A 26,198-nucleotide genomic window follows, 5' to 3' on the forward strand; every position below is an offset into this window, starting at 1 on the left:
CTTTACAGCAAAATAATGACACTACACTTCAACTCAAGCGGCTTGAGCCGCTTCCGGCGAACCTGATTCGATTCATTGCTGCCAAGGCCTCCTTCAGGTATCGCCGACCACTTCATGTTTCGAGGGCGTTATGGGTATCGCTGCCAGCGAACTGTGCCGTTATGTGATCCGTCCGACATTGATCTACCTCGGACGCCATAGCGCGACTGCCGAATCCCTGCTGCTGGGCATTGCCGCCAGTCAGTCTGCCCTTGGCTCAGCCCTGCATGACCGCCGTGGACATGGCCTGTACCGAATCGCCGAACCCCGCCACCAGGCCCTTTGGGATCACTACCTGGCCCTGGACCCGGAACGGGCGAGCCTGGTCCGCGGACTGGCCAGTCAGCATGCTTTTTTAAGCGGACCGCACCTCGAATTGACCGTCAACCTGCGCTACGCCACCGCCATCGCCTGGCTGCTGGTAGAAGAACAGAACACTCCCCTCCCCGCCGCCGATGACTTGTTGGGAATGGCCCGAATCTGGCGCCAGACCTTCCAGCCCCAAGGACGTCTCAGAGATTTCACCTGCGCCTGGCAAGCCTGTGTTTCACCGCTGAATCAGGTCGCCTGCTGACCACCCCCGTTTCAAAAAATCGCCTAACAGTCGCGAATTTGGTCGGATTGTCCTACAAAACCGCTCTAACTCAAGCGATACGGGCTATAGCGCCCGGACGAAAATATTGGTAATTTCCGCTCCGGTGATCACCAGGAGTTCTAATAATGAAAAAAGTAATGCTCAAAACCACCCTTAGCCTCGCCGTTGCCTTGGCATCCACCCAGATCTTTGCAGCTGGCTTTGCCATCAACGAACAGAGCATCAGCGGGATGGGTACAGGTTTTGCCGGGCGATCTTCCTCTGCCGACGACGCAAGCACCATTTTCGGCAACCCTGCCGGCATGTCTCGCCTCAAGCGCGAACAAGTGACCGGCGGCGTCGCACTGCTCGACGCACACACGGATATCAGCCACGCCAGCTCCCGCCCGAACAGCGGCAGCAACGATGGCGACATGGTTCCCCTCCTCGCCGTGCCGATGGGTTACTACGTCAAGCCAATCGATGACCATTGGGCATTCGGTATTGGCATGTACGCCCCGTTCGGCCTGGTGACTGACTACGAGAAAGGCTTTGCCGGCCGTTACTTCGGCAGCAAGAGCGACGTAAAAGTCATGACCTTGCAACCGACTGTCAGCTACGCCTTCAACGATAAGGTGTCGATCGGCTTCGGTCCGACCATCAACCGCATTACCGGCACCCTGGAATCGAATCTGTCGATCACCCAGGCCGCGCCGGACGGCAAGGTCAAGATCAAGGGTGACGACACCGCGCTGGGCTACAACGTCGGCGTACTGGTTCAAGCCACCGACAGCACGCGCGTCGGCCTGACCTACCACTCGAAAGTGAAGTACAAGCTCGAAGGCGACACCAAGGTCAACTACAACGTCCTCGCGGCCGTGGGCCAAAGCCCAAGCCAGAAGTATGATGCTTCGCTGGACGTGACCACGCCTGAGTCGGTCGACCTCTCGCTCACTCATCAGCTGGATGACAAATGGACCCTCTACGCAGGCAGCACCTGGACTCGCTGGAGCCGCCTGAAAGAAATCTCCGCCGAAAACAAAGGCGTGCCGACCATCCTGAATGGCCAGTTCGGTACCATCACCGAAGAGCAGAACTGGCATGACACCTGGGCTCACGCCATCGGCGCGTCCTACCAGTTGAACAAGGAATGGGTACTGCGTACCGGCCTGTCCTTCGACCAGGCACCGACCAACAACGTCAACCGTTCCCCACGGATCCCGACGGGCGATCGCAAGATTTTCAGCCTGGGCGCCGGCTGGAGCCCGACCGACGACCTGACCATCGATGTGGCGTACTCGTACCTGCGTGAAGAGTCGGTCAAGATCAACAACAGCAACAACCGTGGCCAGACCTACAACGCCACGTATGAAAACTCGGCGAACGGTTTCGGTGTAGGCGCGACCTACCGTTTCTGATGATTCACGGCGAACCTGAACCCCTCGCCGCCTGAATTGAAAAAGCCCCGCACTCTTGTATAGAGGCGGGGCTTTTTAGTGCGCGTCGATCAGGGTTTCGAGGCAAGGGCTTTCTCCACCGCCTCGATGAACTCGGGATTGTCGGGCTTGGTCAGGCTGGAGAAATTGGCGATCACCTTGCCCTGGCGATCAACCACGTACTTGTAGAAATTCCGTACCCGTCCGGCCAAGTCACCTACCCAACCCTGCAAAGCCAAGACATGGTGTGCACTTAAATTTAAGTGGGCACCAGTTCTAGCCTTTCAAGTGGGTATTTCATGCAGCCAACACGCCGTTCCTATTCCAAATCCTTCAAAGCCCAGGTCATTCAAGAGTGTGCCCAGCCAGGCGCTTCGATTGCCAGCATCGCGCTCAGCCGTAGCCTCAACGCAAACCTCGTCCACAAATGGATTCGGTTACACACGCAGCAAAACACGGCGCTGCAACCTGCTTTCATTCCGTTGCCCATGCAGCTGGCCGGAGCAAATTCGCAAGCTGCATCGCCGAATATCTGCGTTGAGATCCAGCACCCGCGTGGCACCGTCAACGCACTGCGGCTGGCAGAAGAGGATAGCGATTCTGAGAGGTCCGGTTTGTAAGGGCGAGGCGTCGAAAAACCGAAGAGAATGCAAATTTTCGTTTTCAGCGCAGATCGGCAAATGGCAGGGCGTGCAATCTGCGCGGCATGGCAACGGAAGCACTCTAAGCCCCGTCGTGCGGGGCTTGGGCCTGTATCAACTGAATGCAGGCTCTTTCACTCTCGCTCCCTCTATCAACTCACTGACTTCGGCAGCATTCAACAGTCGACGATGCTCTGCTTTGACGTGCGAATGCAGAAGGTCTGTGAGCAGCTTCGCCAGCCTTTGAGCAGTTTCCTCACTCAGCTTTTTGACTGTGCCGGTCGCGCAGACGGAGAGCGATTTCGCCCGTGTAAGGAACGTATGAAAGCCTTAATGCCCGACTGGGTCTTTGAAATTGATTGGGTCTCCTACGCAGTAGCTATACGAATTAAGACCCTCCTTCCCGAACGGGCTGAAGCTATCAGGCGAGTTGAACCGCATCAGGACGGGGTTAAAAGCACGATATCCCTGACCGAGGAGGTAGTGGCCACCGTTATCGGTAGAGGTTTCGGTATTCCCCTGCTTCGTAACTTCCCAAGCGAGGGGGGACAAATCAAATGGGGGGGCGTCCGTGTTTGCACTCATCATAGGTCTCCTGACAAAGACAACGAAAAGCTCAGTCTAGCCGAAGATGCTTGAGCCGCTCGTACGTTGCTTAGCACACCATATCTACGCAAGGTGAGTTCCCCATTCGCTTACGAAATTCCACTTCGGCGAACTGCTTTGTTCAGCAAGAACCTTGAATAAATGCGTTGCGTCATCGCCGCGGACCTTTTGCGGCTCGGTCATGGTGAAGGTTACGCCGTAGTTCACGTAGCAGACCTTGGCAGTCTCTGCGCCATCTTTGGACTCTTGTTTGAAGTCATCGGACGGAACACCGATCACCTCAAGCCCTTGATCCTTGTAACGCTGATACAGCGCCTCAAGCCCTTTGAACTGCGGGGCGAAGCCACAGAAGCTCGCGGTATTGACCACCACCAGTGGCTTGCCGGCGAAGCGCTGGCACAGATCGATGGATTCCTTGGCACGCAGCTTGGGCAATGAGCCTTGCAACAACTCCGGGCATTCTGCCGCCTGGGCCAACCCGGCAAAAGCCGTCAGCAACGCGGGGATTGCAAGCCAGCGCATCAGCATGTCGGTGCATCCTTGAGCAATCGTCAGAAAACGAAATTACGCGCCTTCGCCGCTTGCTAGCAAGCCCCCATGCCCAACTGCATCAACGCCAGCCCACCCCTATGCCAGCCCCACCATGCCAAGGCCAGCAGCAATACGCCGAGGGCGATTGCAGCCATCCGCGGCCAGAGACTGTTCATGCTGCACTCATCCGGGTTTGCAGACGCGCCACCGGCTGCTCGCGCACCGGCCAGTTCAGGGCTGCAGCCAACAGACTCAAGAGAATCGCCACCTGCCAGATCAAGTCGTAGCTCCCGGTTCGGTCGTACACCACCCCGCCCAACCAGCCACCGAGGAACGAGCCGAGCTGGTGGAAGAGGAAAACGATCCCACCGAGCATGGACAAATTTCGTACACCGAACAAGGTCGCCACCGTGCCGTTGGTCAAGGGCACCGTCGACAACCAGAGAAACCCCATGGTCATGCCGAACAAATAAGCCGTGACCTCGGTGACTGGCGCCCAGAGGAACAATGCAATCACCACAGCCCGCAACAGATACAGACCAGTGAGCAAGCGTGGCTTGGACATCCGCCCGCCAAGCCAGCCCGCGGTATAGGTGCCGAAGATATTGAACAGCCCGATCAGCGCCAGCACCGTGGTGCCGACAGAGGCCGGCAAATGCTGATCCACCAGATAGGCCGGCAGGTGCACGCCGATGAACACCACTTGAAAACCGCAGACAAAAAAACCGAACGCCAACAGCCAGAACCCTGAATGGGAACAGGCTTCACGCAGCGCTTCAGAGAGGGTTTGCTCGTGTCCGAGGACCGGCAGCGGTTTGTCCTTGAGCATGCTCACCAGCGGTATGATCAGCGCCACCACCAGGCCCAGCACCAGCAACGCCGCGGACCAGCCAAGCCAGCCGATCAGCCCCAGCGTGCCGGGCAACATGGCGAATTGACCGAAAGAACCGGCGGCGCTGGCGATCCCCATGCCCATACTGCGTTTTTCCGGCGGCACGGCACGGCCGACCACGCCGAGAATCACCGAGAACGAAGTGCCGGACAGGCCGATACCAATCAACAGGCCGGCACTCAAGGACAAGGTCGCCGCCGAATCGGACAACCCCATGAACACCAGACCCAGGGCGTACAGAACACCGCCAACCAACACCACTTTCGCGGCGCCGAAGCGGTCGGCCAGGGCACCGGTGAACGGCTGCGCCAGGCCCCAGATCAGGTTCTGCAGGGCAATGGCGAAGGCAAACACTTCGCGGCCCCAGCCGAATTCGGCACTCATGGGCGCCAGAAACAACCCGAAGCCGTGCCGCACCCCCAGGGACAACGCCAGAATCAGCGCACTGCCCAACAGCACCCAACCGCATGTACGCCACATTGATGTCATTCTTGTTCTCCGGTAGCGGGTATATACCCGCTTAAGATCGAACAAACTGGCCTCAAGCCAGTTCGTCCAGCAGTTTCAGCAAGGTTTCACGCTTCTCGGCACCCAGACGGTCGATCAACCGCTGCTGCGCCGCTTCCCAGGCCGGCAAGGCCGCTGCCAGACGTTCGCGCCCCGTTTCAGTGAGCAGGACGATGCGATTGCGCATGTCTTCGCCCTCGACCAGCGTCACCAGGCCTTCACCCTCCAGCACCCGCAGATTGCGCCCCAAGGTGCTGCGATCCAGGCCCATGGCCTCGGCCAGAGACGAGATGCTCGGCTGATCCAGACGCTGCAGATTGCACAACAGAGAATACTGGGCAACGTTGATCCCGAAGCCGTCGAGAGCGCCGTCATAATGCCTGCTGACGCCACGGGCGGCACGACGCAGGTTGGTGCACAAACATTGAGAAGGAAGCATGGTGCGTGTATATACCCGCGGTTAAATGAAAGCAAATTTTTTGATACATATTACCTGTGGGATTCAGAGCAGCACCAAGCCCACCAGTAGCGCCACCTCCAGCAATTCCAGCAACGCCCCGGCGGTATCGCCCGTCGTCCCACCCAGTCGCCGCAACATCACTTGCCGCAACCAGACAAACACCACAATGGCCAGCACAAGCGCCCATACACCACTGAGGCCCGCGATCAACACACAAGCCACCGCACTGATCGCCAACACCTGCCGCCCGACCAAACGCGGCAGATGATCGGCCAGCGCCTGCCCCAATCCGCCAGGACGCACATAAGGCGTGGTCAGGAATAACCCTAATAACGCGCCGCGGCCAATCAACGGAACGATGATCAGGACCACGCTGTGCTGCTGCTCGATCAATGCCAGCAATGCGGCAAACTTGAGCAGCAACACCAGCACCAGCGTCACCACCGCAATCGGCCCGCTGCGAGGGTCTTTCATGATGGTCAGGGTACGTTCACGGTCGCCGTAACCACCGAGCCATGCATCGGCGCTATCGGCCAGGCCATCCAGGTGCAACGCACCGCTGAGCAATACCCAGACGCTCAGCAGCAGTGCGGCGTGAAGCAATAATGGCGTGCCTAGCAACAGCCAGTTCAGTGCCCACAGAGTCGCGCCGAACAGCAAACCGACCAGCGGATAGAACAGCAGCGACCGGCCCAATTCCTCGGGCGTCGGCATGCCCGGCAGGCGAATCGGCAGGCTGCTCAGAAATTGCAGGGCGATCCAGAACGCCAGCATAATCAGCTCGCTTCCGTTAACAAGGTGCCGGATTCAACCGATAGCGAGAACAGCGCACCATGGCCGACCTCAACATTGAGCAACTGCTCACGCGGTAATCCGCGTGCTTGCGCCAGCAACAAGCGCATGACGCCGCCATGGCTGATCAGCAAGATTCGCTCACCCGCATAGGCCGCGTGCAGCCGCTCGATCGCCGCCAACACCCGTGCCGAAAAGTCCGCCACCGGTTCACCGTCAGGCGGTGTGAACGAATAGGGATCGGCCCAGAACAAGCCCAACGCCTCGGCGCTGGTTTCCATCAGCGCCGCTGCGCTCTGCCCTTCCCAGGCTCCGAAGTGCAGCTCCTGCAGATCGCTGTCCAAGTGCACCGGCAAACCCAGTTGCGCCCCAAGTTCTTCAGCAAAGCGTGCGCAACGCTGCAACGGCGAACTGACCAAGCGATCCCAAGGGCCCTGCTCGACCACCGCAGCGCGCATCTGCTCCCAACCCTTACCGGTCAGCGCATCGTCGAGGCTGCCGCGCAAACCGCCGCCGAGTTCGGTTTCGCCATGGCGCAACAGGTCCAGGCGCAAGGTCATGCCGGGCGATCCGCCACCGCGGCTTCGGCGAACGTTGCCATCTGCCCGTGAAGGTCGCAGGCCAGCCGCAACAATGGCACGGCCAACGCCGCGCCACTGCCCTCGCCCAGCCGCAGACCGAGGTCCAGCAACGGTTCGGCGTTCAGGGTTTCCAGCACATGGCGATGGCCCGGCTCGGCGCCACGATGACCGAACAGTAACCACTCACGGCAAGCCGGATTCAAACGCACCGCCACCAGAGCGGCAACACTGCAAATAAACCCGTCGACCAATACCGCGACACCTTCCTGGGCACAGGCCAGATACGCACCGACCAGCGCAGCGATTTCGAAACCACCGAGATTGAACAAGGTTTGCAGCGCATCGCCACGCTGAGTGCCATGCAACGCCAAGGCGCGCTCGATGACCTGGGCTTTATGGCTGACACCCGCCGCGTTCAGTCCGGTGCCCGGCCCGGCCAGGTGCACCACCGGGCAATCGAGCAAGGCACAGGCCAACGCGCTGGCCGCCGTGGTGTTGCCGATGCCCATTTCGCCACCGATGAACAACTGCGCGCCTGCTGCGATAGCGCGCTGCACACTGTCGCGGCCGGCCTGCAAGGCGAGCTCGCCCTGGGCCTGAGTCATCGCCGGCCCCTGGACGAAATTCGCCGTGCCCGGGCCGATGTTCAGATGACGCACACCCGGCAGATTCAACGACGGTGTAACGGTGCCGAGGTCGACCACTTCAAGAGAAGCCCCCAACTGTCGCGCCAACACGCTGATCGCCGCGCCACCGCTGACGAAGTTGTGCAGCATCTGCCCGGTAACTTCCTGGGGAAACGCCGACACCCCTTCGGCGACCACGCCATGGTCACCGGCAAAAATCGCAATCCACAGCTGATCGAGCGTCGGCTTGACCTGCCCCTGCAACCCGGCCAGTTGCACCGCCACCGATTCGAGCTGGCCGAGCGAGCCGGCAGGCTTGGTCAGTTGCTGTTGACGCGCCTGCGCCTGTTCGACCACTTGCGCATCGATCGGCTTGCATGGGTTCAGCCACCAGGAGTGAGTCATAACGCAGTTCCTTTCAAAGTCAGGGGCAGGCCGGCGACGGTCAAGACGACACGTTGGCAGCGCTCGGCCAAGGCTTGATGCAGCCAACCGGCTTCATCGACATAGCGGCGAGTCAATTCGCCCAGCGGCACGACACCCATTCCGGTCTCGTTGCTGACAAAAATGATTTCACCCGGCAACGACGCCAGGCAGTCCAGCAGGGCTTCGCGCTCGGCGGCGAGGCGCTCGGCGTCGTCGAGCATCAGCAGGTTGGTCAGCCACAGCGTCAGGCAATCCACCAGCAAGCAACGATCGGCACTGGCGCTTTCGCACAACACGCGGGCCAGTTCCAGCGGTTCCTCGATCAACGCCCATTCGGCCGGACGACGGGCGCGGTGATGGGCAACCCGTTCGTTCATTTCACCGTCCAGGGGTTGGCTGGTGGCGATGTAGGTGACGTGTAGCTGACTGTCTGTCGCCAGTTTTTCAGCCAGGCGACTTTTGCCGGATCGGGCGCCGCCGAGGATCAGTTGCAGCATGGTTCAGTCCTTCAAATGTGCGGTGAGGCGACGGGCGTCATCGCGGGCAAGCCCGCTCCCACAAGGATCGAGGCTGTGCACAGATTTTGGTCCACCCAGGGAACCTGTGGGAGCAGGCTTGCCCGCGATGGGGCCTGTGCAGCCACCTCAAATCCCACAGAGTTCACGCAGCAATGAAGTATCCAGATGCTTCTCCACCAGATCCGCCAGTCGCTCGATATCGCGCTCGCGCAGCCCGTGGTAATCGACTTCCTGCACATCCTGCAAACCGGCCCAGCGCAACAACGCACTGCACGCCGCCGGGGATTCGAACAGGCCATGCAGATACGTGCCGAAAATCTGTCCATCGACACTTTGCGCGCCGTCGCAGCGACCATCGTCCAGCCGCACGGCGGCGTTTTCCAGCGCCGGTCCCGTGGTCACGCCGGCATGAATTTCATAGCCGCTGACCTGCGCATCTTCCAGTGCCAGGCGCCCACGCACATTGCGCAACTGCTTCTCTTCTTCAAGTTGCGTTTCGAACGACAGCCAGCCCAAACCGGCACTGGAGCCCGGTGCTCCTTCGAGGCCCAGCGGATCATGCACCTGCTCGCCGAGCATTTGCAGACCGCCGCAGATCCCCAGCACTTTCCCGCCGTAGCGCAAGTGCCGCGAGATAGCCGTGTTCCAGCCGTTGGCCCGCAGATACGCGAGGTCGCTGCGCACGCTTTTCGAACCGGGAAGAATCATCAGGTCGGCCGGCGGAATCGTCTGGCCGGGGCCGATGAATTGCAGGTCCACTTGCGGATGCAGGCGCAGTGGATCGAAATCGGTGTGGTTGCTGATTCGCGGCAGTACCGGCACCACCACTTTGAGCACTTGATCGGCCTTGTCGTTCTGACGCTGATCGAGGCCGTCCTCGGCCTCCAGGTGCAGGTCCATCACATAAGGCAACACGCCGATCACCGGTTTGCCGGTGCGTGCTTCCAGCCAGTCCAGCCCCGGTTGCAGCAAAGCGATGTCGCCGCGAAAACGGTTGATGATGAAGCCTTTGACCCGCGCCTGTTCGCTGGGCGACAGCAGCTCCAGCGTCCCGACCAAATGCGCGAAAACCCCGCCGCGATTGATGTCGGCGATCAGCACCACCGGGCAATCCACCGCCTCGGCAAACCCCATGTTGGCGATGTCGCCGGCGCGCAGGTTGATCTCTGCCGGCGAACCCGCCCCTTCGACCATCACCAGCGGATACGCCGCGCTCAAACGCTCATGAGAGGCCAGCACCGCTTGCATCGCGATGGCTTTGTAGTCGTGATAGGCGACGGCATTCATCGTAGTGACCGCGCGACCATGAATGATCACCTGGGCACCGGTATCGCTGTTGGGTTTGAGCAGCACCGGGTTCATGTCGGTGTGCGGTTCGAGGTTGGCGGCCTGGGCCTGCACCGCTTGAGCACGGCCGATCTCGCCACCGTCGGCGGTCACGGCGCTGTTGAGGGCCATGTTCTGCGGTTTGAACGGCACGACACTCACGCCCTGACGCGTGACCCAGCGACACAGCGCCGTCACCAGTGTGCTTTTACCGGCGTCGGATGTGGTGCCTTGCACCATCAACGTTGTCATGGGTTTTCCTTGGCATAGGTTTGCAGGGCTTGTTCGAGGCGCGACCAATCCGCTTCATCCGCCGGCAAGCCAAACCGCAGGCTGCTGTTGAGGGTGAACAATCGCAGCAAAATGCCGCGTCGGGCCATGAACTCATGCAGCGCTTCGGCGCGCTCGGTGATCAGCCATTGGAACAACGCGCAGCCGCCCTGAGGTTTGAAACCATACTGTTCAAGCAACAGTGCCAGACGCTCGCCAGCCTCGTCAGTACGAATGCGCTGTCGGGTGTGCCCGTGCGTATCCGTCAGGCACGCCTGGCCCAGCACTCGGGTCGGCCCACTGACGGCCCATGGCCCCACTTGCTCGGCCAGCAGCTTGAGCAACTTGCGCTCAGCCAGCACAAACCCCAGCCGCACACCGGCCAGGCCGAAAAACTTGCCGAAGGAGCGCAGCACGATCAAGCCGATCTGGTTGGCAAACGGCGCCAAGCTCAAATGCGGTGTGTTGTCCATGAACGCTTCGTCAACCACCAGCCAGCCACCGCGTCGGGCCAGCCGCGAATGCCAATCCAGCAGGCGAGCCGGGGTCAGGCTCAGCCCCGTGGGATTGTTCGGGTTGACCACCACCAGCACATCAAGGCTGTCGAGAAAGAAATCGACTTCCGACTCCAGCACTTCACGCACGATGTAACCGTTGCGGCGCCAGGCTTCGGCGTGTTCGGCGTAACACGGTGACAGCACGCCGACCTTGCCGGCCCGGCGCAGACGCGGCAGCAACTGGATAGCCATTTGCGAACCCGCCACTGGCAACACCTGAGCCGCACCGTAATAGTCACAGGCGGCCTGCTCCAGACCATCATCGGTTTCCGGCAACCGCGCCCAGGCCCGCAACGGGATGTCCGGAACCGGGAATGGCCAGGGCGCCAGGCCACTGGACAGGTCGAGCCAATCGGCTTCAGCGATACCGTATTCACGCGCAGCCTTGCGCAACCGGCCACCGTGCTCAAGCATAGAATTCAGCCCCCACGCAGAGAATCAGCAGCCATAACCATACCCCGCGCTGGACCAATTGCCAGCCACGGTCGATGGAATCGGCATCCGCCGGCACGCCTTCGCCCAATTGCGGACGTTGATGCAGTTCACCGTGATAAATCGCCGCCCCGCCCAACTCGACACCCAGCGCACCGGCACCGGCCGCCATCACCGGCCCGGCATTCGGACTGTCCCAAGTCGGGCCTTGTGTACGCCAGCACTTCAGCGCCAGTCGGGTTTTGCCCAGCAGCGCGTAGGTCAACGCCACCAGGCGTGCGGGAATGTAGTTCAGGACATCGTCGATCTTTGCCGCGGCCCAGCCGAAACGTTCGAAGCGTTCGTTGCGATAACCCCACATCGCATCCAGGGTATTGCTCAGACGATAGAGCACCACGCCGGGCGCACCCGCCACGGCAAACCAGAACAGTGCGGCGAACACCGCATCGCTGCCGTTCTCCAGCACCGATTCGGTGGCGGCGCGGGCGACTTCGGTTTTGTCCAGCTCGCTGGTCTGGCGGCTGACCAGATAACCGACGCGTGTGCGCGCCTCAACCAAATCATCGCTGCGCAGAGCCTTGGCCACCGGCTCGACATGCTCGCCGAGGCTGCGCATGCCCAGAGCACAATAGAGCGCGAGAATCTCGACGATCCAGCCAACGTAAGGCGCCCAGGACAGCGCGGTGACCAGCAAGGTCAGCGGCACGACCGCCATCACCCAGGCCGTCACACCATGACTGCGCCAGCCGCGGCCAGCGGAGTTGAAACGTTGTTCGATGCGATCGGCAAAACGACCGAACGCCACCAGCGGATGCCAGCGTTTAGGTTCACCCAGCAGCGCATCCAGCGCGACCGCGGCGACACTCAACAACGCCACACTCATTGACTCACTCCCCAATAATTTTCATACAGCAACTCGTTGAGCTGACGCGCCTGCGCCCAGCCTTCGAGTACCAGCATCGGCGCCGGATAGAATTCCTTGACCGGCCCCAGGCAAAGAACGGCCAAAGGCTTGGCCCCGGTCGGTAAACCCAGCAAATCCGCCAGGGCTTGCGGCTCGAACAGCGACACCCAGCCCATGCCCAGGCCTTCGGCGCGGGACGCCAGCCAAAGGTTCTGGATGGCGCAGGACAGCGAGGCCATGTCCATTTCCGGCAATGTCCGACGACCGAAAATGTGGCGCTCGCGATCGTCCATCAGCGCGGCGACCAGCACCTCGGCGCAGTCATTGATGCCTTCGACCTTGAGCTTCATGAATTCGTCGGAGCGCTCGCCGAGGGCTTCGGCGGTGCGGATGCGTTCGTCTTCCACCAGGTGCTGGATCTTGCCGCGCAGTGCCCGGTCGCTGATGCGGATGAAACGCCAGGGCTGCATCAGGCCGACGCTCGGTGCCTGGTGTGCGGCGTCAAGCAGACGACGAAGTAACTCAGGCTCGACGGTGCCGCCGCTGAAGTGGCGCATGTCGCGGCGTTCAGCGATTGCCCGATAGACCGCTTCGCGTTCGGCTTCGGAGAATGCGTTGTCAGTCATGGCCTCTTCGCGAGCAGGCTCGCTCCCACATTAGAAACGGTGTTGTCTGACGAAACGCGGTCCACTGTGGGAGCGAGCCTGCTCGCGAAGGCGTCCTGGCGGTCAGGCACAAACAACGCGGCAATCGCCGATGGATTGGACGGAAAATAAAAGTGCACATAAGAGGCCGTCATCCGCCCCTCACGATAAACCGCCTCCGCCCCTCGCCCGCCATTGGGGCTCAAACCTCGAGCAATCGGCTCAAGTTCGGTGCTGGTCAGCGAGTGGTGATAGGTGTGCCCACGCAGCAAACCTTCCGGCAGTTCCACCGCCTGCAAAGCCAACGCGGCAAGACGCTTCTGCATCACCGCGTCACCGGTCAGCAAGCCGACCAGTTCAGCGCGAGTGCCCTCGACATCGGTCAACGAATCCAACAGATACAACATGCCGCCACACTCGGCCAGCAACGGCTTGCCCGCCGCGTGGTGAGCGCGGATGGCGGTCAGCATCGATGTGTTTTGCGACAACGCCACATGGTGCAATTCGGGGTAGCCGCCCGGCAGATAAAGACTGTCTGCCTCCGGCAAGCCGGTGTCGCGGATAGGCGAGAAGAACGACAATTCGGCGCCCATGGCCCGTAGCAGATCCAGGCTCGCGCCATAGGTAAACGCGAAGGCTTCGTCCCGGGCCACGGCAATCCGCACACCGGCCAGCAACGGTTCGGCGGCGATCATTTCAGGCGCGGCGAACTCTACGGCCGGCGGCAACGCCACATCGCAACTGCTGGCCAGTGAGGCGGCCGCCGCATCAAGGCGCAGGTCGAGGTCATTCAGTTCGCTGGCCTGAACCAGGCCGAGATGCCGGCTCGGCAATTCGATCCCGGTCTCCCGGGACAACGCGCCGTACCAGCGCAAGCCTTCCGTCAGGCTGCCTTCAAGCAATTGCGCGTGACGCAAGGTGCCGACCCGGTTGGCCAACACACCGGCAAACGGCAAATCCGGCTGATAGTGCGCAAGCCCCAGGGCCAGTGCGCCAAAGGTCTGCGCCATCGCGGTGCCGTCGATCACGCCGAGCACCGGCACACCGAAGTGCCGCGCCAGGTCGGCGCTGGACGGCGTACCGTCGAACAGCCCCATGACGCCTTCGATGAGGATCAGGTCCGCCTCACCGGCAGCCTCCCACAACAGGCGGCGACTTTCCTGCTCGCCGACCATCCACATGTCCAGTTGATACACCGGCGCACCGCTGGCACGCTCGAGAATCATCGGGTCGAGAAAATCCGGGCCGCATTTGAACACACGGACCTTGCGCCCCTGATTGCGGTGCAACCGGGCCAGCGCGGCGGTGACGGTGGTCTTGCCCTGACCGGAGGCCGGCGCGGCAATCAGCACCGCCGGGCAATGACGTGGTTGATTCACAGCTCGACGCCTTTTTGCGCTTTGATTCCGGCCTGGAACGCGTGCTTGATCACACCCATTTCGGTGACGGTATCGGCCAGTTCGATCATCTCCGGTTTGGCGCCACGACCGGTGACCACCACGTGTTGCATCGGCGGACGGGCCTGCAAGTCGCTGAGCACCTGATCGAGATCGAGGTAACCGTGCTTGAGGGCAATGTTCAGTTCATCGAGCACCACCAGACCAATGGACGGATCGCGCAGCAGTTCCTGAGACACAGCCCAGGCGGCTTCGGCGGCGGCGATGTCGCGCTGGCGGTCCTGGGTTTCCCAGGTGAAGCCCTCGCCCATCACATGAAAACGCACTTGCTCCGGGAAACGCCGGAAGAACAGTTCTTCGCCGGTGCTGTTGCGGCCCTTGATGAACTGCACCACGCCACACTGCATACCGTGACCCATGGATCGGGCGAGCATGCCGAACGCCGAGCTGCTCTTGCCTTTGCCATTGCCGGTCAACACCAGCAGCAGGCCGCATTCATTCGGGGAGTTGGCGATGCGTTCGTCGATCACGGCTTTTTTGCGCTGCATGCGCGCCAGGTGGCGTTCGTCACGATCGGGGGTATCAGTCATGGGGGAGCTCTCCGTTGAGGCTGGATAACGGCGGGCAGGCACAAGAATAGACGGCAAGAAGCCTGGCATCGCCCACCGTGATGCCGCTGGATGGATCAGGCCGGTCTCCGGGCTCATGAGCGGCACTTGGCCCAACTGCGCGCCTTCCCATGTCGAGACTCGACACAGTGGCTCTAGGCGCAGCCTTCACTCATTTACCGTTGCGGGGGCAGCGTCGGGATCATGACTCTTCGTTGCTTGAAGATAGTCACTCACCGACTTCCCTGTTTCACTCTGTCGACCAAGGCCACAGAGCACCTGAAACAAGCCGCGAAGGTTAGAGGGTTGGGGGTGGAGCGTCAATTAAAGCCGGACCGCCTGCCAGCGAATAACTGCCGTCGATCAATTAACTGACGCCAATCTTGTGCCACACCGCCAGCAGTGATATCAAAGAGCCACAACCTCACAACACAATAACAAAGGTGAGCCACATGCAAGGCATGATCATCAGCAATCCGAAGCTGGAATTCCTGCGCCCGGTGCTGGAACGCTGGTTTGACTGTATCGACCGCTACAATGCCGTGCGCGGCGATAACGATACGCCTTACTGGCACGACGAAAACGCCAACCTCGGCCTGCTCTCTGCCGCGGCCTGGATGGCGGAAATGATCACGCTGCAACAAACACCGACCCGCAAACAAACCGAAGAAGGCGAACGCAACGCCCGCGCCGATCTGTTCATCGCCACCAGCGAAGAACGCGCGTACCTCCAGGTGACCCAGCGTTGGCCGCGAGTCAACAGCCTAAACCTGACCCAGGCACTGGCGGACATCACCAGCGACGCAAAGCGAATCAGCTATGCCAGCGACCTGAAGCTCGGCTGTCTGTTTGTCGCGCCACAAAAAGCCCAGCACAGCGCCACCCCGGAAGAGCTCCAGGACATGCTCGACGACCTGCAAAAGGAACACACCTGCGCCGTGGCCTGGTATTTCCCCTACGCCTATCGCAAGTTGCGCAATGAAGCCGGCAACTACCACCCGGGCATCGCCGTGCTGTTCAAGGAAGCCCGCGGCTGACCGGTTGAACCATCGGGTGACTACGCTTCTCTATGATTACGTCAATGCATTCATAGGGAAGATCAGTAATGCGCAAACCCCAGCTCGTTTTCATCATCGCGCTCGCCGGAGGGCTCGCCGCCTGTGGTGAAACCTCCAGCCTGCAAGTCTCGGACGGCACCGGACCGTCGCCCAAGCTGCCAGAACCGAACAAAACCCTGATCCCGACGGTGAACATCGCCCCGGCGATCGGCTGGCCTCAAGGTGCAAAACCTGTCGCCGCTGCGGGGACTCAGGTGGCGGCGTTTGCCGAAGGCCTCGATCATCCGCGCTGGCTCTACGTGTTGCCCAATGGCGACGTGCTGGTGGCCGAAACCAATGCGCCACCTAAACCTGACGACGGCAAAGGCATTCGCGGCTGGGTCATGGGCAAAGTCATGGGCCGCGCCGGTGCCGGCGTCCCCAGCCCGAACCGCATCACCCTGCTGCGGGACAAGGACCACGACGGCGTCGCCGAAACCCGCACGGTGTTCCTGGAAAACCTCAACTCGCCCTTCGGCATGACCCTGGTCGGCAATGACCTGTACGTTGCCGACACCGACCGCCTGCTGCGTTTCCACTATGAAAACGGCGAAACGGCGAAACGGCGATCAAGTTGCCGCCGATCAAGGTGGTCGATCTGCCGGGCGGCACGCTGAATCACCACTGGACCAAAAACGTCATCGCCAGCAAGGACGGCAGCAAGTTGTACGTCACCGTAGGCTCGAACAGCAACGTCGGCGAAAACGGCATGGATCAGGAAGAAGGCCGCGCGGCGATCTGGGAAGTGGACCGCGCCACCGGCAACCATCGGATCTTCGCCTCAGGGATTCGCAACCCAAACGGTCTGGCCTGGGAGCCACAGAGCGGCGCACTGTGGACCGCGGTCAACGAGCGTGACGAAATCGGCAGCGACCTGGTGCCGGACTACATCACTTCAGTGAAGGATGGCGGGTTCTACGGCTGGCCTTACAGCTATTACGGGCAGCATGTCGATGTTCGCGTCGAGCCGCAAAACCCTGCTCTGGTCGCCAAGGCCATTGCGCCAGATTACGCGGTGGGGCCCCATACCGCGTCGCTGGGCCTGACGTTCGCCGAAGGCAGCAAACTGCCGGCGCCGTTCACCCAAGGTGCCTTCATCGGCCAGCACGGCTCGTGGAACCGCAAGCCACACAGCGGCTACAAAGTGATTTTCGTGCCGTTCAGCGCCGGCAAACCGACCGGGAAGCCAGTGGATGTGCTCACCGGTTTCCTCAACGACGAGGAAAAAGCCATGGGCCGGCCGGTGGGCGTGGTGATCGATCAGCAGGGCGGCCTGCTGGTGGCGGATGATGTGGGGAACAAGGTGTGGCGCGTTTCGGCGGCTCAATAACTGCGACACACATCACTGTGGGAGCGAGCCTGCTCGCGATGGGGTCAGCACATTCAAAGACGATGTGGCCTGACGCACCGCGATCGCGAGCAGGCTCGCTCCCACAAGAGATCAGCGTTTACGACAGAGCGTGAGGCCATCCCCCAGCGGCAACAACGACAGATCCACACGCGAGTCATCCTTCAAGGCGCGATTGAGCGCCTGGATGGCTCGGGTGTCTTCGCTCTCGGGATTCGCCTCAAGCACCCGCCCGCTCCATAGCGTGTTGTCGAACACTGCCAGACCACCGACCCGCAGCAAACGCAGCGCATGCTCCAGGTAAGCCGGATAATTGGCCTTGTCGGCATCAATGAAAATCAGATCGTAGTGCTCGCCTTGCCCTTGCCGCTCAAGCTGCGCGAGGGTTTCCAGCGCAGGAGCCAGACGCAGATCAATGCGCCCGGCGAGGCCTGCTTCCTGCCAGTAACGACGAGCAGTGGCGTTGTAATCGCCAGGCATATCGCAACAGATCAGCGAACCGTCATCCGGCAATGCAGCGGCCATGCACAAGGCGCTGTAACCGGTGAAGGTACCGACTTCCAGCAAACGCCTGGCGCCGACGAGTTTGACCAGCAATGCGAGGAACTGCCCCTGCTCCGGCGCCACCTGCCAGCGAGCCATGGGCAGCGCCTGGGTTTCGTCGCGCAGGCGCTTGAGCAGCGGCGTTTCTCGCAGGGAAACGTCGAGCAGGTAGTGGTACAGGGAATCGTCGAGATTGAGCGTGCGAGCGGTCATGACAACCTCCGTTAAGCCGTTCTCAATGAGCTTCCCCGTCGCGCCGGGAATTCATTGAGAACGCCCCCTATGGATTATGTGCCAAGTGCTCAGGCTGCAGGACGCGCTTGGCGCTCAGATAGGCTTTCTGCCAATAAGCTTTGGACAAGCTGTCCAGCTTGACCGTGCCGCCCGTGGCTGGCGCATGGACGAAGCGGCCTTCGCCGACGTAGATGCCAGCATGGCTAACCTGGGAGCCGCCATTGGTGGCGAAGAAAATCAGGTCGCCGGTTTGCAGGCCTTCCTTGCCGACATTGGGGGCTTGCATGCCGATCATCTCTCGTGTGGAACGCGGCAAGGAAATGCCCGCGACATCGCGATAGACGTAACCGATCAGACCACTGCAATCGAACCCGGAATCCGGCGTGTTGCCGCCCCAGCGATAAGGTGTTCCCACCAGGCCGAGCGCACGAAACAGCACATCTTCTGCCGCCGGGGAAAAGGCTTGGGAGGAACCGAAAACAATGGGCGCGCGAACTACCGGCGCAGGTGGCGGTGTGCGGCTGGCGCAGGCGCTGAGCAGCGCTGCGAAGACCATGAGCGCGAGGCGGGCCGACATCGTCATAAACAGAACATCCTGATCTGGCTGCGGCTTTTTCTGCCACAAAGGCAGAAAAGAAAACCGCCTGCGCAGAACGCAGGCGGTTTGCCATCAATAATAGATCAGGATTCTAGCGGCTACGCGGCAAACTTCAAGTAAGACTTTAAGTTCACCTTATAAACTGTCTGCTTACTTGCGTGCAGTGACGATAGCCGGGGCCACAGTCGGCGCCATCGCGAGTGCGCGCTTGGCTTCGATGAAGGTCTTGCTCCAGTAGCTGTCGCCCAGGCTATCGACCCGGACACCACCGCTTTTACGGCTGCTGGAGTGGATGAACTGGTTGTCACCCAGGTAGATCCCGGCGTGACTGACACGACCGCGACGGCCATTGGTGGCGAAGAACAGCAGATCGCCCGGCTTGAGGGCGCTGCGAGCAACCTGCGGAGCGTCAACGTTGATCATTTCGCGGGTGGAGCGCGGCAGGTTCATGCCGGCCTCTTCACGAAACAGATAACCGATGAAGCCGCTGCAGTCGAAGCCTGCCTCGGAGGTGCCGCCGAAACGGTAACGGGTACCAATCAGGGACATGCCACGTTCGAGGATGCTGTCGGCCAGAACCGGAAGTTGGTATGACTTGCCGCCGGCGAAGTCTGCCAGTTCTTTATTGGTGGCTAGCTCTTCCTGGAAAAGAACGGAAGAAGACTGCGCGGTAACTGAATTTGAAACCCGCTGTTGTTGCTCTTGCTGAGACACTGGAGAGTGGGCAGCGCAACCGAACAACAGGGTGACGAGTGCGAGAGGCACGAGGGGTGCGAAGCGATTTAGCATGGGCACGACCGTGGCTGATAGTTGTAAAGAAGCCGAGACTATGCCCGCTATCAGCCTCATTTGCAAATTCAATCGATCTTTATGTGACTTATCGGTTTCTCGTTTACATCTAAGCGCTTAAGCCCATTTTGAATCTTTGCGCAGCCTGCCCCCTTGCAGGAAAGCGGATTTGTTGACGCCTGAAATATGCCGAACCCGCGTAAAACCTGGGCTTTACCAGGTTTTTTTACCAACCGAGGGTTTCTTTCAGGAACGGGATTGTCAGCTTGCGCTGAGCTTGAAGGGAGGCCTGATCGAGGCGCTCAAGCAGCTCGAAAAGCGCACTCATGCTGCGAGTCCCGCGGGTCAAAATAAAATGCCCGACTTCATCGGTCAGGTGCAGGCCACGACGAGATGCGCGCAATTGCAAGGCACGCAATTTGTCTTCGTCAGAGAGCGGGCGCATCTGGAAGATGAGTGCCAGTGTCAGCCGCGACTTGAGGTCCGCCAGCTTCACCGGTAGTTCGCGCGGGGATGTCGAGGCGGCGATCAGCAGACGTCGACCGCTGTCACGCAGACGATTGAACAGATGGAACAGCGCCTCTTCCCAATCCGCCTTGCCGGCGACCGCCTGCAAATCGTCCAGGCAGACCAGCTCGTATTGTTCGAGGTTGTCGAGGATTTCGATACCGCGGTCCAGCAACTCGGCCAACGGCAGGTACACCGCCGGCTCCCCCAGCTGTTCGAAGCGCAGACACGCCGCCTGCAACAAATGCGTGCGCCCTACCCCGTCCTTGCCCCAGAGGTAAATCAGGCTTTCCGTCCAGCCGGCGTCGGCTTCGCAGAGCCGCTCGACATAGCCGAGTGCAGCGGCATTGGCGCCTGGGTAGTAATTGATAAAGGTAGCGTCATCACGCAGACGCACACCTAGGGGCAGCTGAATCGGTTTCATGCTGACTGAACAGTTCCAAAGGAACCGTTAGTGGCCTCTGTGTAAAGTTTGCGAAGTTTATACCCGTGAAGCTGACCGCACAATGCGACAGACCACAAGCAAAATCAAAGGTTTGCGTTAAATGACAGTTTCTTTGGCGGCGTATGTGGCAGCCGCGCAAGGGAGACAGGCAAACCTGGCATGAAACCAGGCTGCCCGCTACGAGCGATCAAAAACCTTACAGCTAAGACTCGTCGATACCGCCGTACATATCCGAGTCCTTATACAAATCCTGTACGTGGCGCACCAGGACCATAATCACCGCCGCCACCGGCAATGCCAGCAGCACACCGGTAAAACCGAACAGCTCGCCGCCGGCCAGGATGGCGAAGATTACCGCCACAGGATGCAGACCGATCCGGTCACCCACCAGCAACGGCGTCAGGACCATGCCTTCCAGTGCCTGACCGACCATGAACACCGCGACGATACCGATCATGGGGTACAGATCGCCCCCGAACTGGAACAGACCGGCAATCAATGCCGCGCCGATCCCGATGACGAACCCCATGTACGGCACAATCGCCGCCAGACCGGCGATCAGACCGATCAACAACCCCAACTCCAACCCGACGATCATCAAGCCTGCGGCATAGATCACGCCCAGCGCCAGCATCACCAGCAACTGCCCGCGCACGAACGCTCCGAGCACTTCATGGCATTCCCCGGCCAGGGACATGACGCGCTCTTCACGATCACGCGGCAGCAGGCTACGGATCTTGGCCATCATCAGGTCCCAGTCGCGCAGCAGATAAAAACTCACCACCGGGATCAGCACCAGATTGGCCAGCCAGCCGATCAGCGCAAGGCCTGAGGCCGTCGCCTGACTCAGCACCACGCCGACAATGTCGCTGGTCTGGCCCATGTGCTCGCTGATCGCCGCCTTGAGCTTGTCGAACTTCCAAAAGCCCTCCGACAAACCCAACTTCGATTGCGCCCACGGCAACGCGGTGTGCTGCAACCAGTCGAGCATCTGCGGCGCCAGTTCATACAGGCGAAACAGCTGCTTGGCGAGCATCGGCACCAACACCAACAGCAGCGCGGTAAGGATCAACGTGAACAAGGCGAACACCGCCACCACGCCCCAGGTCCGCGACAGACCGAACTTCTCCAGCCGATCCACCAGCGGGTCGAACAGATAGGCCAACAGCAGCGCCACCAGGAACGGCGTCAGGATCGGATGCAACAGGTAAACAAACGCGCAAAGCAGGACCACCCCACCAAGCCAGAACCAACGCCGCGTATCGGCCATGTACCACTCCTGCTTCTATATAAAGAAAAACTACCAGCGAAAACGTAACTGCGGCGTAGGTGCCGGGCCTGGCGCTGCGGCCGGCGCCGAACCAGCAGCCACGGGAACAGGTGCCGTGGGTGCCGGGGCCTGACCGGCCGGAACTTCCTGCAATTTCGCCAGGGACAACTGAGCTCGCAGCTGATCGGCACTGCCGTTGACGCGATAAAGCACGCGGTCGCCATCGACACTCAGCAAACGCGCGCCAAAAGGCTCCAGCAAACGCCCGAGCGTCGCATAACGCTCCAGATTCATTCCCTGCACTTCCAGCAATTGCTCGCCGGACGCACCCGGTTTAGCGACGAAACGCGACGCCAGACGCTCGCTGACCGCCAGCATCACCGCATCGGCCACGGCGGCGGCATCGGCGCCCTGCACGCTACCGGCCTCTTTCTGATCGCCCAACCACAGACGCCACTTGGCTTGCCATTGGCCACCCTCTTCACGGGCATGCACCGCCAGCAAGGCGTCGGCATTGTAACGGTCGGAGGCGCCCTGCAGCGGCGCAGGGTCAGCACTTTCCAGATTCGGCGCGGTAGCGACGATCTGTTCATTCAGGTCCGCCAGCGGCAAACGCAGCGGCAGGCCACGGTGTTGAGCCGCCCGACGCAGGGGCGCAGCGCTGGCCTGACCATCGCCCACCAGGCTCGAGCCTTCGGCGGAGTCGTTCAACCACCAGCCGAGGATCGACGGCCGATTGGCACCCCACACGGCCAACCCGGCACGGCGCAAGGCCTGTTCGGTGGTGGCCGGATCGAAATCGACTTTCAGCACCTCCGGCGGCCCGGCGTCGTAACCGAACTGACTGATGATTTGCTGAGGTTCTTTGCGCACGGCCGCCAGACCGGGGCTTTGCGCCGCCCTGGGGTCGCCGGTCAGGCGCAACACCAACGTATCCAGCGCCCGCTGAGTCGCCTGATCGCGCTCCTCCGGCGTCTGGCCGCTGACGGGCTCGCGCACTTGATAGAGGCCTTTGACGGTTTCGGCATGGCTGGTCAGGCTGACCACGGCTAAACAGCCCACGAACAAGAATTTAAGAAAACGCATGAAAGATTCCTGACGACAAGAGCGGCTGGAACAGACCGCATGAACTAGGCTGTGACCACACGCCCAAGCAAAACATTCACCCGATCCCGGTAAGTTTTCGCACTGTCATAACGATAGACGGTTAACGTCGATACCTTATACAGCCATGTGGGACGCCACCAACACGGGCAATATCGATTTTTTTTTAACGCAATATGCCCCTGCCCGTCGGCACGAGGATGGCCGCTGCCCCTCAAGCCTGATAAAATCGCGCGCCTTCGCAGACCGGCAACAGCCGGGCGCCCTGAAATTCGCGTACGGCAATTGCCCTTCGCCAGCTTCAGTGGCCCCACTGGACTCGGTCGTTACCCCTGAATCCCCCCTAAAGGCCTGGATCATGAGCAAGCAACCCTCCCTGAGCTACAAGGACGCCGGTGTAGACATCGACGCCGGTGAAGCATTGGTCGAACGCATCAAGAGCGTCGCCAAGCGCACTGCGCGCCCGGAAGTCATGGGCGGCCTGGGCGGTTTCGGCGCCCTCTGCGAAATCCCGGCCGGTTACAAGCAACCGGTGCTGGTCTCGGGCACTGACGGCGTCGGTACCAAGCTGCGCCTGGCGCTGAACCTGAACAAACACGACAGCATCGGCATCGACCTGGTTGCCATGTGCGTGAATGACCTGGTGGTGTGCGGCGCCGAGCCGCTGTTCTTCCTCGACTACTACGCCACCGGCAAACTGAACGTCGACACCGCCGCACAAGTTGTGACCGGCATCGGCGCAGGCTGCGAACTGTCCGGCTGCTCCCTGGTCGGCGGCGAAACCGCTGAAATGCCAGGTATGTACGAAGGTGAAGACTACGACCTGGCCGGCTTCTGCGTCGGCGTCGTGGAAAAATCCGAAATCATCGACGGTTCGAAAGTCGCTGCCGGCGATGCCCTGCTCGCCCTGCCGTCTTCCGGCCCGCACTCCAACGGCTACTCGCTGATCCGCAAGATCATCGAAGTGTCGGGTTCCGACATCGAGAACATCCAGCTCGACGGCAAACCGCTGACCGACCTGCTGATGGCCCCGACCCGTATCTACGTGAAGCCGCTGCTCAAGCTGATCAAAGACACCGGTGCCGTCAAAGCCATGGCCCACATCACCGGTGGCGGCTTGCTGGACAACATCCCGCGCGTACTGCCAAAAGGCGCTCAAGCGGTAGTTGACGTTGCGAGCTGGACCCGCCCGGCGGTGTTCGACTGGCTGCAAGAGAAAGGCAACGTCGACGAAACCGAAATGCACCGTGTGCTGAACTGCGGCGTCGGCATGGTTATCTGCGTGGCTCAAGAGCACGTTGAAACCGCCCTGAACGTCCTGCGTGAAGCCGGCGAGCAGCCTTGGGTCATCGGTCAGATCGCCACCGCTGCCGAAGGCGCGGCTCAGGTCGAACTGAAGAACCTTAAGGCGCACTGATGTCCGCCACCTGTGATGTCGTGGTGCTGCTCTCCGGCACCGGCAGTAACTTGCAGGCCTTGATCGACAGCACGCGGACCGGCGAAAGCCCGGTTCGCATCGCTGCGGTGATTTCCAACCGCGCCGACGCCTACGGCCTGCTACGCGCCAGGGACGCGGGTATCGACACCCGCACCCTGGATCACAAGGCTTTCGAAGGCCGCGAGGCCTTCGATGCCGCGCTGATCGAACTGATCGACGCCTTCAACCCCAAACTCGTGGTACTGGCCGGCTTCATGCGCATTCTCAGCGCTGACTTCGTGCGCCACTATCAGGGTCGCCTGCTTAATATCCATCCCTCGCTGCTGCCCAAGTACAAAGGGTTACACACTCATCAGCGCGCGCTGGAGGCCGGCGACACGGAACACGGCTGCTCCGTGCACTTCGTCACCGAGGAACTCGATGGCGGACCACTGGTCGTACAGGCAGTAATACCGGTAGAGTTGCACGATTCGCCGCAGAGTCTGGCGCAGCGAGTCCACACCCAGGAACACCTGATCTACCCGATGGCCGTACGCTGGTTTGCCGAAGGTCGTTTATCGCTTGGCGAACAAGGTGCTTTACTGGACGGACAGTTACTCGCGGCCAGCGGCCACTTGATTCGAACCTAGGAGATTTTATGCGTCGTGCCCTGCTCTTCGCTTGCGCTCTGTTCGCCCTGCCGTTTGCGCAGGCCGCAGACCTTCACCCCTTCTCCGCCAGCTACACCGCCGACTGGAAGCAGTTGCCCATGAGCGGCACCGCCGAACGCAGCCTGACCAAGGAAGCCAACGGCATCTGGAAACTCAGCTTCAAGGCGTCGATGATGATCGCCAGCCTGACCGAAGAAAGCACCCTCACCCTGGACAAGGACACGCTGCTGCCACAGTCCTACCACTTCGAACGCGGTGGCCTGGGCAAGGCCAAGAAGGCTGATCTGGACTTCGACTGGACCAACAAGATGGTCACCGGCACTGATCGCGGTGACGCCGTCAAACTCCCGCTCAACCGCGGAATGGTCGACAAGTCCACCTATCAGCTGGCGCTGCAGCATGACGTGGCCGCCGGCAAGAAAAGCATGAGCTATCAGGTCGTCGATGACGGCGAAGTCGATACCTACGACTTCCGCGTGCTGGGTTCGGAGAAAGTCGACACCAAGGCTGGCCAGATCGATGCGATCAAGGTCGAGCGCGTGCGCGATCCGACACAAAGCAAGCGCATCACCGTGCTGTGGTTCGCCAAGGATTGGGATTACCTGCTGGTCCGTCTGCAACAGGTCGAAACCGACGGCAAGGAGTACAACATCATGCTCCTCGACGGTACGGTCAACGGCAAGACGGTGAAAGGCAGCTGACCCGCAACGACATGAAAGCCCCGCAAACGCGGGGCTTTTTTTCGTCTGGCGTTTCGTTGAGCGGAGCGATCAGCGCACTGTAAAGCGTTGCTGAGCCAGCAGACGATCGCCCTGGAACACCATGAAACGCCATTCACCAGGAACGACTTCGTGACTTTCAGTGAACTCGAAGGCCATCAGGTCCAGCGGAGCGCCTGGCACCAGTTTCTGAATCACTTCCAGTTTGTCGTGACGCACACCATCCGGGGTGCGGATGCCCGGCGTGAAATAGAGCAAAGTCAGCGGCTCGCCTTCGGCGACTTTGCCGGCCAACTGGTAACGCATACCGAATTTTGTGCCCAGTTTCGCCGGGACGATTTCGGTCTGCTGAATCTGTTCATTACTGCGGCGCAAAACTCGCTCGCCCGATTGCAGTTCGGCTTTCGCGCTGGCGAACACGCCGTATTCCACCGGACCTTCGACGCGGACTTCGGCATTGGCCAGAGCACTGACGAACATCAACGTGGCCAGGGCGGTTAAACGGGTGAGGTGCATGGTGCGCTCCTTGATTGAGATGAGCGCGAGGGTATGACGCGGGGGTGACAGGACGATGACAACCTTGAGTTCCGCGCAATCCTGTGGGAGCGAGGCTTGCCCCTCGTGGTCAAATCACCCGGCAAGAAAGTGGAACGCTAACGTGAAGGAATGCTCTATTACTTCAGGGTCTT

27 protein-coding genes, 4 pseudogenes and 1 riboswitch are annotated in these 26,198 nt (G+C 60.8%); of the genes and pseudogenes, 8 read left to right on the forward strand and 23 right to left on the reverse strand.

All coding sequences use genetic code 11. The features are described from left to right. The first annotated feature begins 130 nt into the window (after positions 1-130). Both QMK51_RS19890 and QMK51_RS19895 read left to right on the forward strand, forming a co-directional pair. Positions 131-613: a hypothetical protein gene (locus QMK51_RS19890; RefSeq protein ID WP_320391332.1), complete on the forward strand. Its 483-nt coding sequence runs from the start codon at positions 131-133 to the stop codon at positions 611-613. A gap of 146 nt (positions 614-759) precedes the next feature. Next, positions 760-2,031 carry an OmpP1/FadL family transporter gene (locus tag QMK51_RS19895; RefSeq protein WP_258696873.1) on the forward strand — a complete coding sequence of 424 codons (1,272 nt, stop codon included), beginning with the start codon at positions 760-762 and terminating at the stop codon, positions 2,029-2,031. A gap of 89 nt (positions 2,032-2,120) precedes the next feature. Here the strand turns inward: QMK51_RS19895 and QMK51_RS19900 are convergent. Beyond that, positions 2,121-2,243 (reverse strand): annotated as a pseudogene (locus tag QMK51_RS19900) (glutathione peroxidase); the annotation flags it as partial. A gap of 105 nt (positions 2,244-2,348) precedes the next feature. Between QMK51_RS19900 and tnpA the strand changes: the two are divergent. After that, on the forward strand, positions 2,349-2,669 hold the full coding sequence (gene tnpA / locus QMK51_RS19905; RefSeq protein WP_320391333.1) for an IS66-like element accessory protein TnpA: 321 nt from the start codon (positions 2,349-2,351) through the stop codon (positions 2,667-2,669). A gap of 354 nt (positions 2,670-3,023) precedes the next feature. Here the strand turns inward: tnpA and QMK51_RS19910 are convergent. The 15 genes and pseudogenes from QMK51_RS19910 to cobO all read right to left on the reverse strand — a co-directional run. After that, a pseudogene (locus QMK51_RS19910) lies at positions 3,024-3,188 on the reverse strand (RHS repeat-associated core domain-containing protein); the annotation flags it as partial. A gap of 201 nt (positions 3,189-3,389) precedes the next feature. Further along, positions 3,390-3,824: pseudogene (locus tag QMK51_RS19915) on the reverse strand (glutathione peroxidase); the annotation flags it as partial. Positions 3,825-3,880: 56 nt separating this feature from the next. Then, on the reverse strand, positions 3,881-4,003 hold the full coding sequence (locus tag QMK51_RS19920) for a hypothetical protein (RefSeq protein ID WP_258696875.1): 123 nt from the start codon (positions 4,001-4,003) through the stop codon (positions 3,881-3,883). Further along, the gene (locus QMK51_RS19925) at positions 4,000-5,208 is read right to left on the reverse strand and encodes an MFS transporter (RefSeq protein WP_320391334.1); all 1,209 of its coding nucleotides are present in this window, start codon (positions 5,206-5,208) and stop codon (positions 4,000-4,002) included. The genes QMK51_RS19920 and QMK51_RS19925 overlap by 4 nt, the downstream gene beginning before the upstream one ends. Before the next feature lie 52 nt (positions 5,209-5,260). After that, a complete protein-coding gene (locus QMK51_RS19930; protein ID WP_048394362.1) occupies positions 5,261-5,665 on the reverse strand; it encodes a MarR family winged helix-turn-helix transcriptional regulator in 405 nt (134 codons plus the stop codon). 63 nt (positions 5,666-5,728) lie between these two features. After that, positions 5,729-6,460: an adenosylcobinamide-GDP ribazoletransferase gene (locus QMK51_RS19935; protein WP_320391335.1), complete on the reverse strand. Its 732-nt coding sequence runs from the start codon at positions 6,458-6,460 to the stop codon at positions 5,729-5,731. Positions 6,461-6,462: 2 nt separating this feature from the next. After that, complete coding sequence (gene cobC, locus QMK51_RS19940) at positions 6,463-7,038, reverse strand: alpha-ribazole phosphatase family protein (RefSeq protein ID WP_320391336.1); 576 nt, start codon at positions 7,036-7,038, stop codon at positions 6,463-6,465. After that, positions 7,035-8,090, reverse strand: a complete 1,056-nt coding sequence (gene cobT, locus QMK51_RS19945) for a nicotinate-nucleotide--dimethylbenzimidazole phosphoribosyltransferase (protein WP_320391337.1) — start codon at positions 8,088-8,090, stop codon at positions 7,035-7,037. The genes cobC and cobT overlap by 4 nt, the downstream gene beginning before the upstream one ends. Next, entirely contained in the window at positions 8,087-8,608 is a 522-nt protein-coding gene (cobU, locus tag QMK51_RS19950) for a bifunctional adenosylcobinamide kinase/adenosylcobinamide-phosphate guanylyltransferase (protein ID WP_258696881.1), read from the reverse strand. Before cobU ends, cobT begins: the two co-directional genes overlap by 4 nt. 147 nt (positions 8,609-8,755) lie before the next feature. Beyond that, a complete protein-coding gene (locus QMK51_RS19955) occupies positions 8,756-10,207 on the reverse strand; it encodes a cobyric acid synthase (protein WP_320391338.1) in 1,452 nt (483 codons plus the stop codon). Continuing rightward, positions 10,204-11,196, reverse strand: a complete 993-nt coding sequence (gene cobD, locus QMK51_RS19960; protein WP_320391339.1) for a threonine-phosphate decarboxylase CobD — start codon at positions 11,194-11,196, stop codon at positions 10,204-10,206. Before cobD ends, QMK51_RS19955 begins: the two co-directional genes overlap by 4 nt. Beyond that, positions 11,189-12,097 carry an adenosylcobinamide-phosphate synthase CbiB gene (gene cbiB, locus QMK51_RS19965; protein ID WP_018925130.1) on the reverse strand — a complete coding sequence of 303 codons (909 nt, stop codon included), beginning with the start codon at positions 12,095-12,097 and terminating at the stop codon, positions 11,189-11,191. The genes cobD and cbiB overlap by 8 nt, the downstream gene beginning before the upstream one ends. Then, positions 12,094-12,744, reverse strand: a complete 651-nt coding sequence (gene bluB / locus QMK51_RS19970; RefSeq protein WP_320391340.1) for a 5,6-dimethylbenzimidazole synthase — start codon at positions 12,742-12,744, stop codon at positions 12,094-12,096. Before bluB ends, cbiB begins: the two co-directional genes overlap by 4 nt. Further along, on the reverse strand, positions 12,741-14,141 hold the full coding sequence (locus QMK51_RS19975; protein WP_320391341.1) for a cobyrinate a,c-diamide synthase: 1,401 nt from the start codon (positions 14,139-14,141) through the stop codon (positions 12,741-12,743). Before QMK51_RS19975 ends, bluB begins: the two co-directional genes overlap by 4 nt. Next, on the reverse strand, positions 14,138-14,749 hold the full coding sequence (gene cobO / locus QMK51_RS19980) for a cob(I)yrinic acid a,c-diamide adenosyltransferase (RefSeq protein ID WP_059402199.1): 612 nt from the start codon (positions 14,747-14,749) through the stop codon (positions 14,138-14,140). The genes QMK51_RS19975 and cobO overlap by 4 nt, the downstream gene beginning before the upstream one ends. 80 nt (positions 14,750-14,829) lie before the next feature. Then, positions 14,830-15,065: riboswitch (cobalamin riboswitch) on the reverse strand. Between the two features lie 154 nt (positions 15,066-15,219). Here cobO and QMK51_RS19985 point away from each other — a divergent pair. Further along, complete coding sequence (locus QMK51_RS19985) at positions 15,220-15,804, forward strand: hypothetical protein (protein ID WP_320391342.1); 585 nt, start codon at positions 15,220-15,222, stop codon at positions 15,802-15,804. A gap of 68 nt (positions 15,805-15,872) precedes the next feature. Next, a pseudogene (locus QMK51_RS19990) lies at positions 15,873-17,194 on the forward strand (PQQ-dependent sugar dehydrogenase). Positions 17,195-17,305: 111 nt separating this feature from the next. Here QMK51_RS19990 and QMK51_RS19995 read toward each other — a convergent pair. From QMK51_RS19995 to QMK51_RS20020, 6 genes are all read right to left on the reverse strand, one after another. Next, positions 17,306-17,968: an O-methyltransferase gene (locus QMK51_RS19995; protein ID WP_320391343.1), complete on the reverse strand. Its 663-nt coding sequence runs from the start codon at positions 17,966-17,968 to the stop codon at positions 17,306-17,308. Positions 17,969-18,035: 67 nt separating this feature from the next. Then, positions 18,036-18,572: a C40 family peptidase gene (locus QMK51_RS20000; protein WP_258696889.1), complete on the reverse strand. Its 537-nt coding sequence runs from the start codon at positions 18,570-18,572 to the stop codon at positions 18,036-18,038. A 165-nt stretch (positions 18,573-18,737) separates the two neighbouring features. Further along, positions 18,738-19,376 carry a C40 family peptidase gene (locus QMK51_RS20005; protein WP_320391344.1) on the reverse strand — a complete coding sequence of 213 codons (639 nt, stop codon included), beginning with the start codon at positions 19,374-19,376 and terminating at the stop codon, positions 18,738-18,740. A gap of 226 nt (positions 19,377-19,602) precedes the next feature. After that, positions 19,603-20,307 (reverse strand): DnaA regulatory inactivator Hda, encoded by a 705-nt coding sequence (gene hda / locus QMK51_RS20010; RefSeq protein WP_007898944.1) that lies wholly within the window; start codon positions 20,305-20,307, stop codon positions 19,603-19,605. Between the two features lie 223 nt (positions 20,308-20,530). Next, positions 20,531-21,598, reverse strand: coding sequence for an AI-2E family transporter (locus QMK51_RS20015; protein WP_320391345.1), 1,068 nt, complete (start codon positions 21,596-21,598; stop codon positions 20,531-20,533). 30 nt (positions 21,599-21,628) lie between these two features. After that, positions 21,629-22,684, reverse strand: a complete 1,056-nt coding sequence (locus QMK51_RS20020) for a DUF2066 domain-containing protein (protein ID WP_258696892.1) — start codon at positions 22,682-22,684, stop codon at positions 21,629-21,631. 376 nt (positions 22,685-23,060) lie between these two features. Between QMK51_RS20020 and purM the strand changes: the two genes are divergently transcribed. From purM to QMK51_RS20035, 3 genes are read left to right on the forward strand one after another with little or no spacing between them, the layout of a single operon-like run. Then, the gene (gene purM / locus QMK51_RS20025; protein WP_007936066.1) at positions 23,061-24,119 is read left to right on the forward strand and encodes a phosphoribosylformylglycinamidine cyclo-ligase; all 1,059 of its coding nucleotides are present in this window, start codon (positions 23,061-23,063) and stop codon (positions 24,117-24,119) included. After that, positions 24,119-24,769 (forward strand): phosphoribosylglycinamide formyltransferase, encoded by a 651-nt coding sequence (purN, locus tag QMK51_RS20030; protein ID WP_258696893.1) that lies wholly within the window; start codon positions 24,119-24,121, stop codon positions 24,767-24,769. Before purM ends, purN begins: the two co-directional genes overlap by 1 nt. An 8-nt stretch (positions 24,770-24,777) precedes the next feature. After that, the gene (locus QMK51_RS20035; RefSeq protein ID WP_320391346.1) at positions 24,778-25,491 is read left to right on the forward strand and encodes a DUF3108 domain-containing protein; all 714 of its coding nucleotides are present in this window, start codon (positions 24,778-24,780) and stop codon (positions 25,489-25,491) included. Positions 25,492-25,560: 69 nt separating this feature from the next. Here the strand turns inward: QMK51_RS20035 and QMK51_RS20040 are convergent, their stop codons facing one another. Continuing rightward, positions 25,561-26,025, reverse strand: coding sequence for a DUF3859 domain-containing protein (locus QMK51_RS20040; RefSeq protein WP_320391347.1), 465 nt, complete (start codon positions 26,023-26,025; stop codon positions 25,561-25,563). Between the last annotated feature and the right edge of the window lie 173 nt (positions 26,026-26,198).

This window comes from Pseudomonas sp. P9_31, assembly GCF_034008235.1.
Classification (GTDB): domain Bacteria; phylum Pseudomonadota; class Gammaproteobacteria; order Pseudomonadales; family Pseudomonadaceae; genus Aquipseudomonas.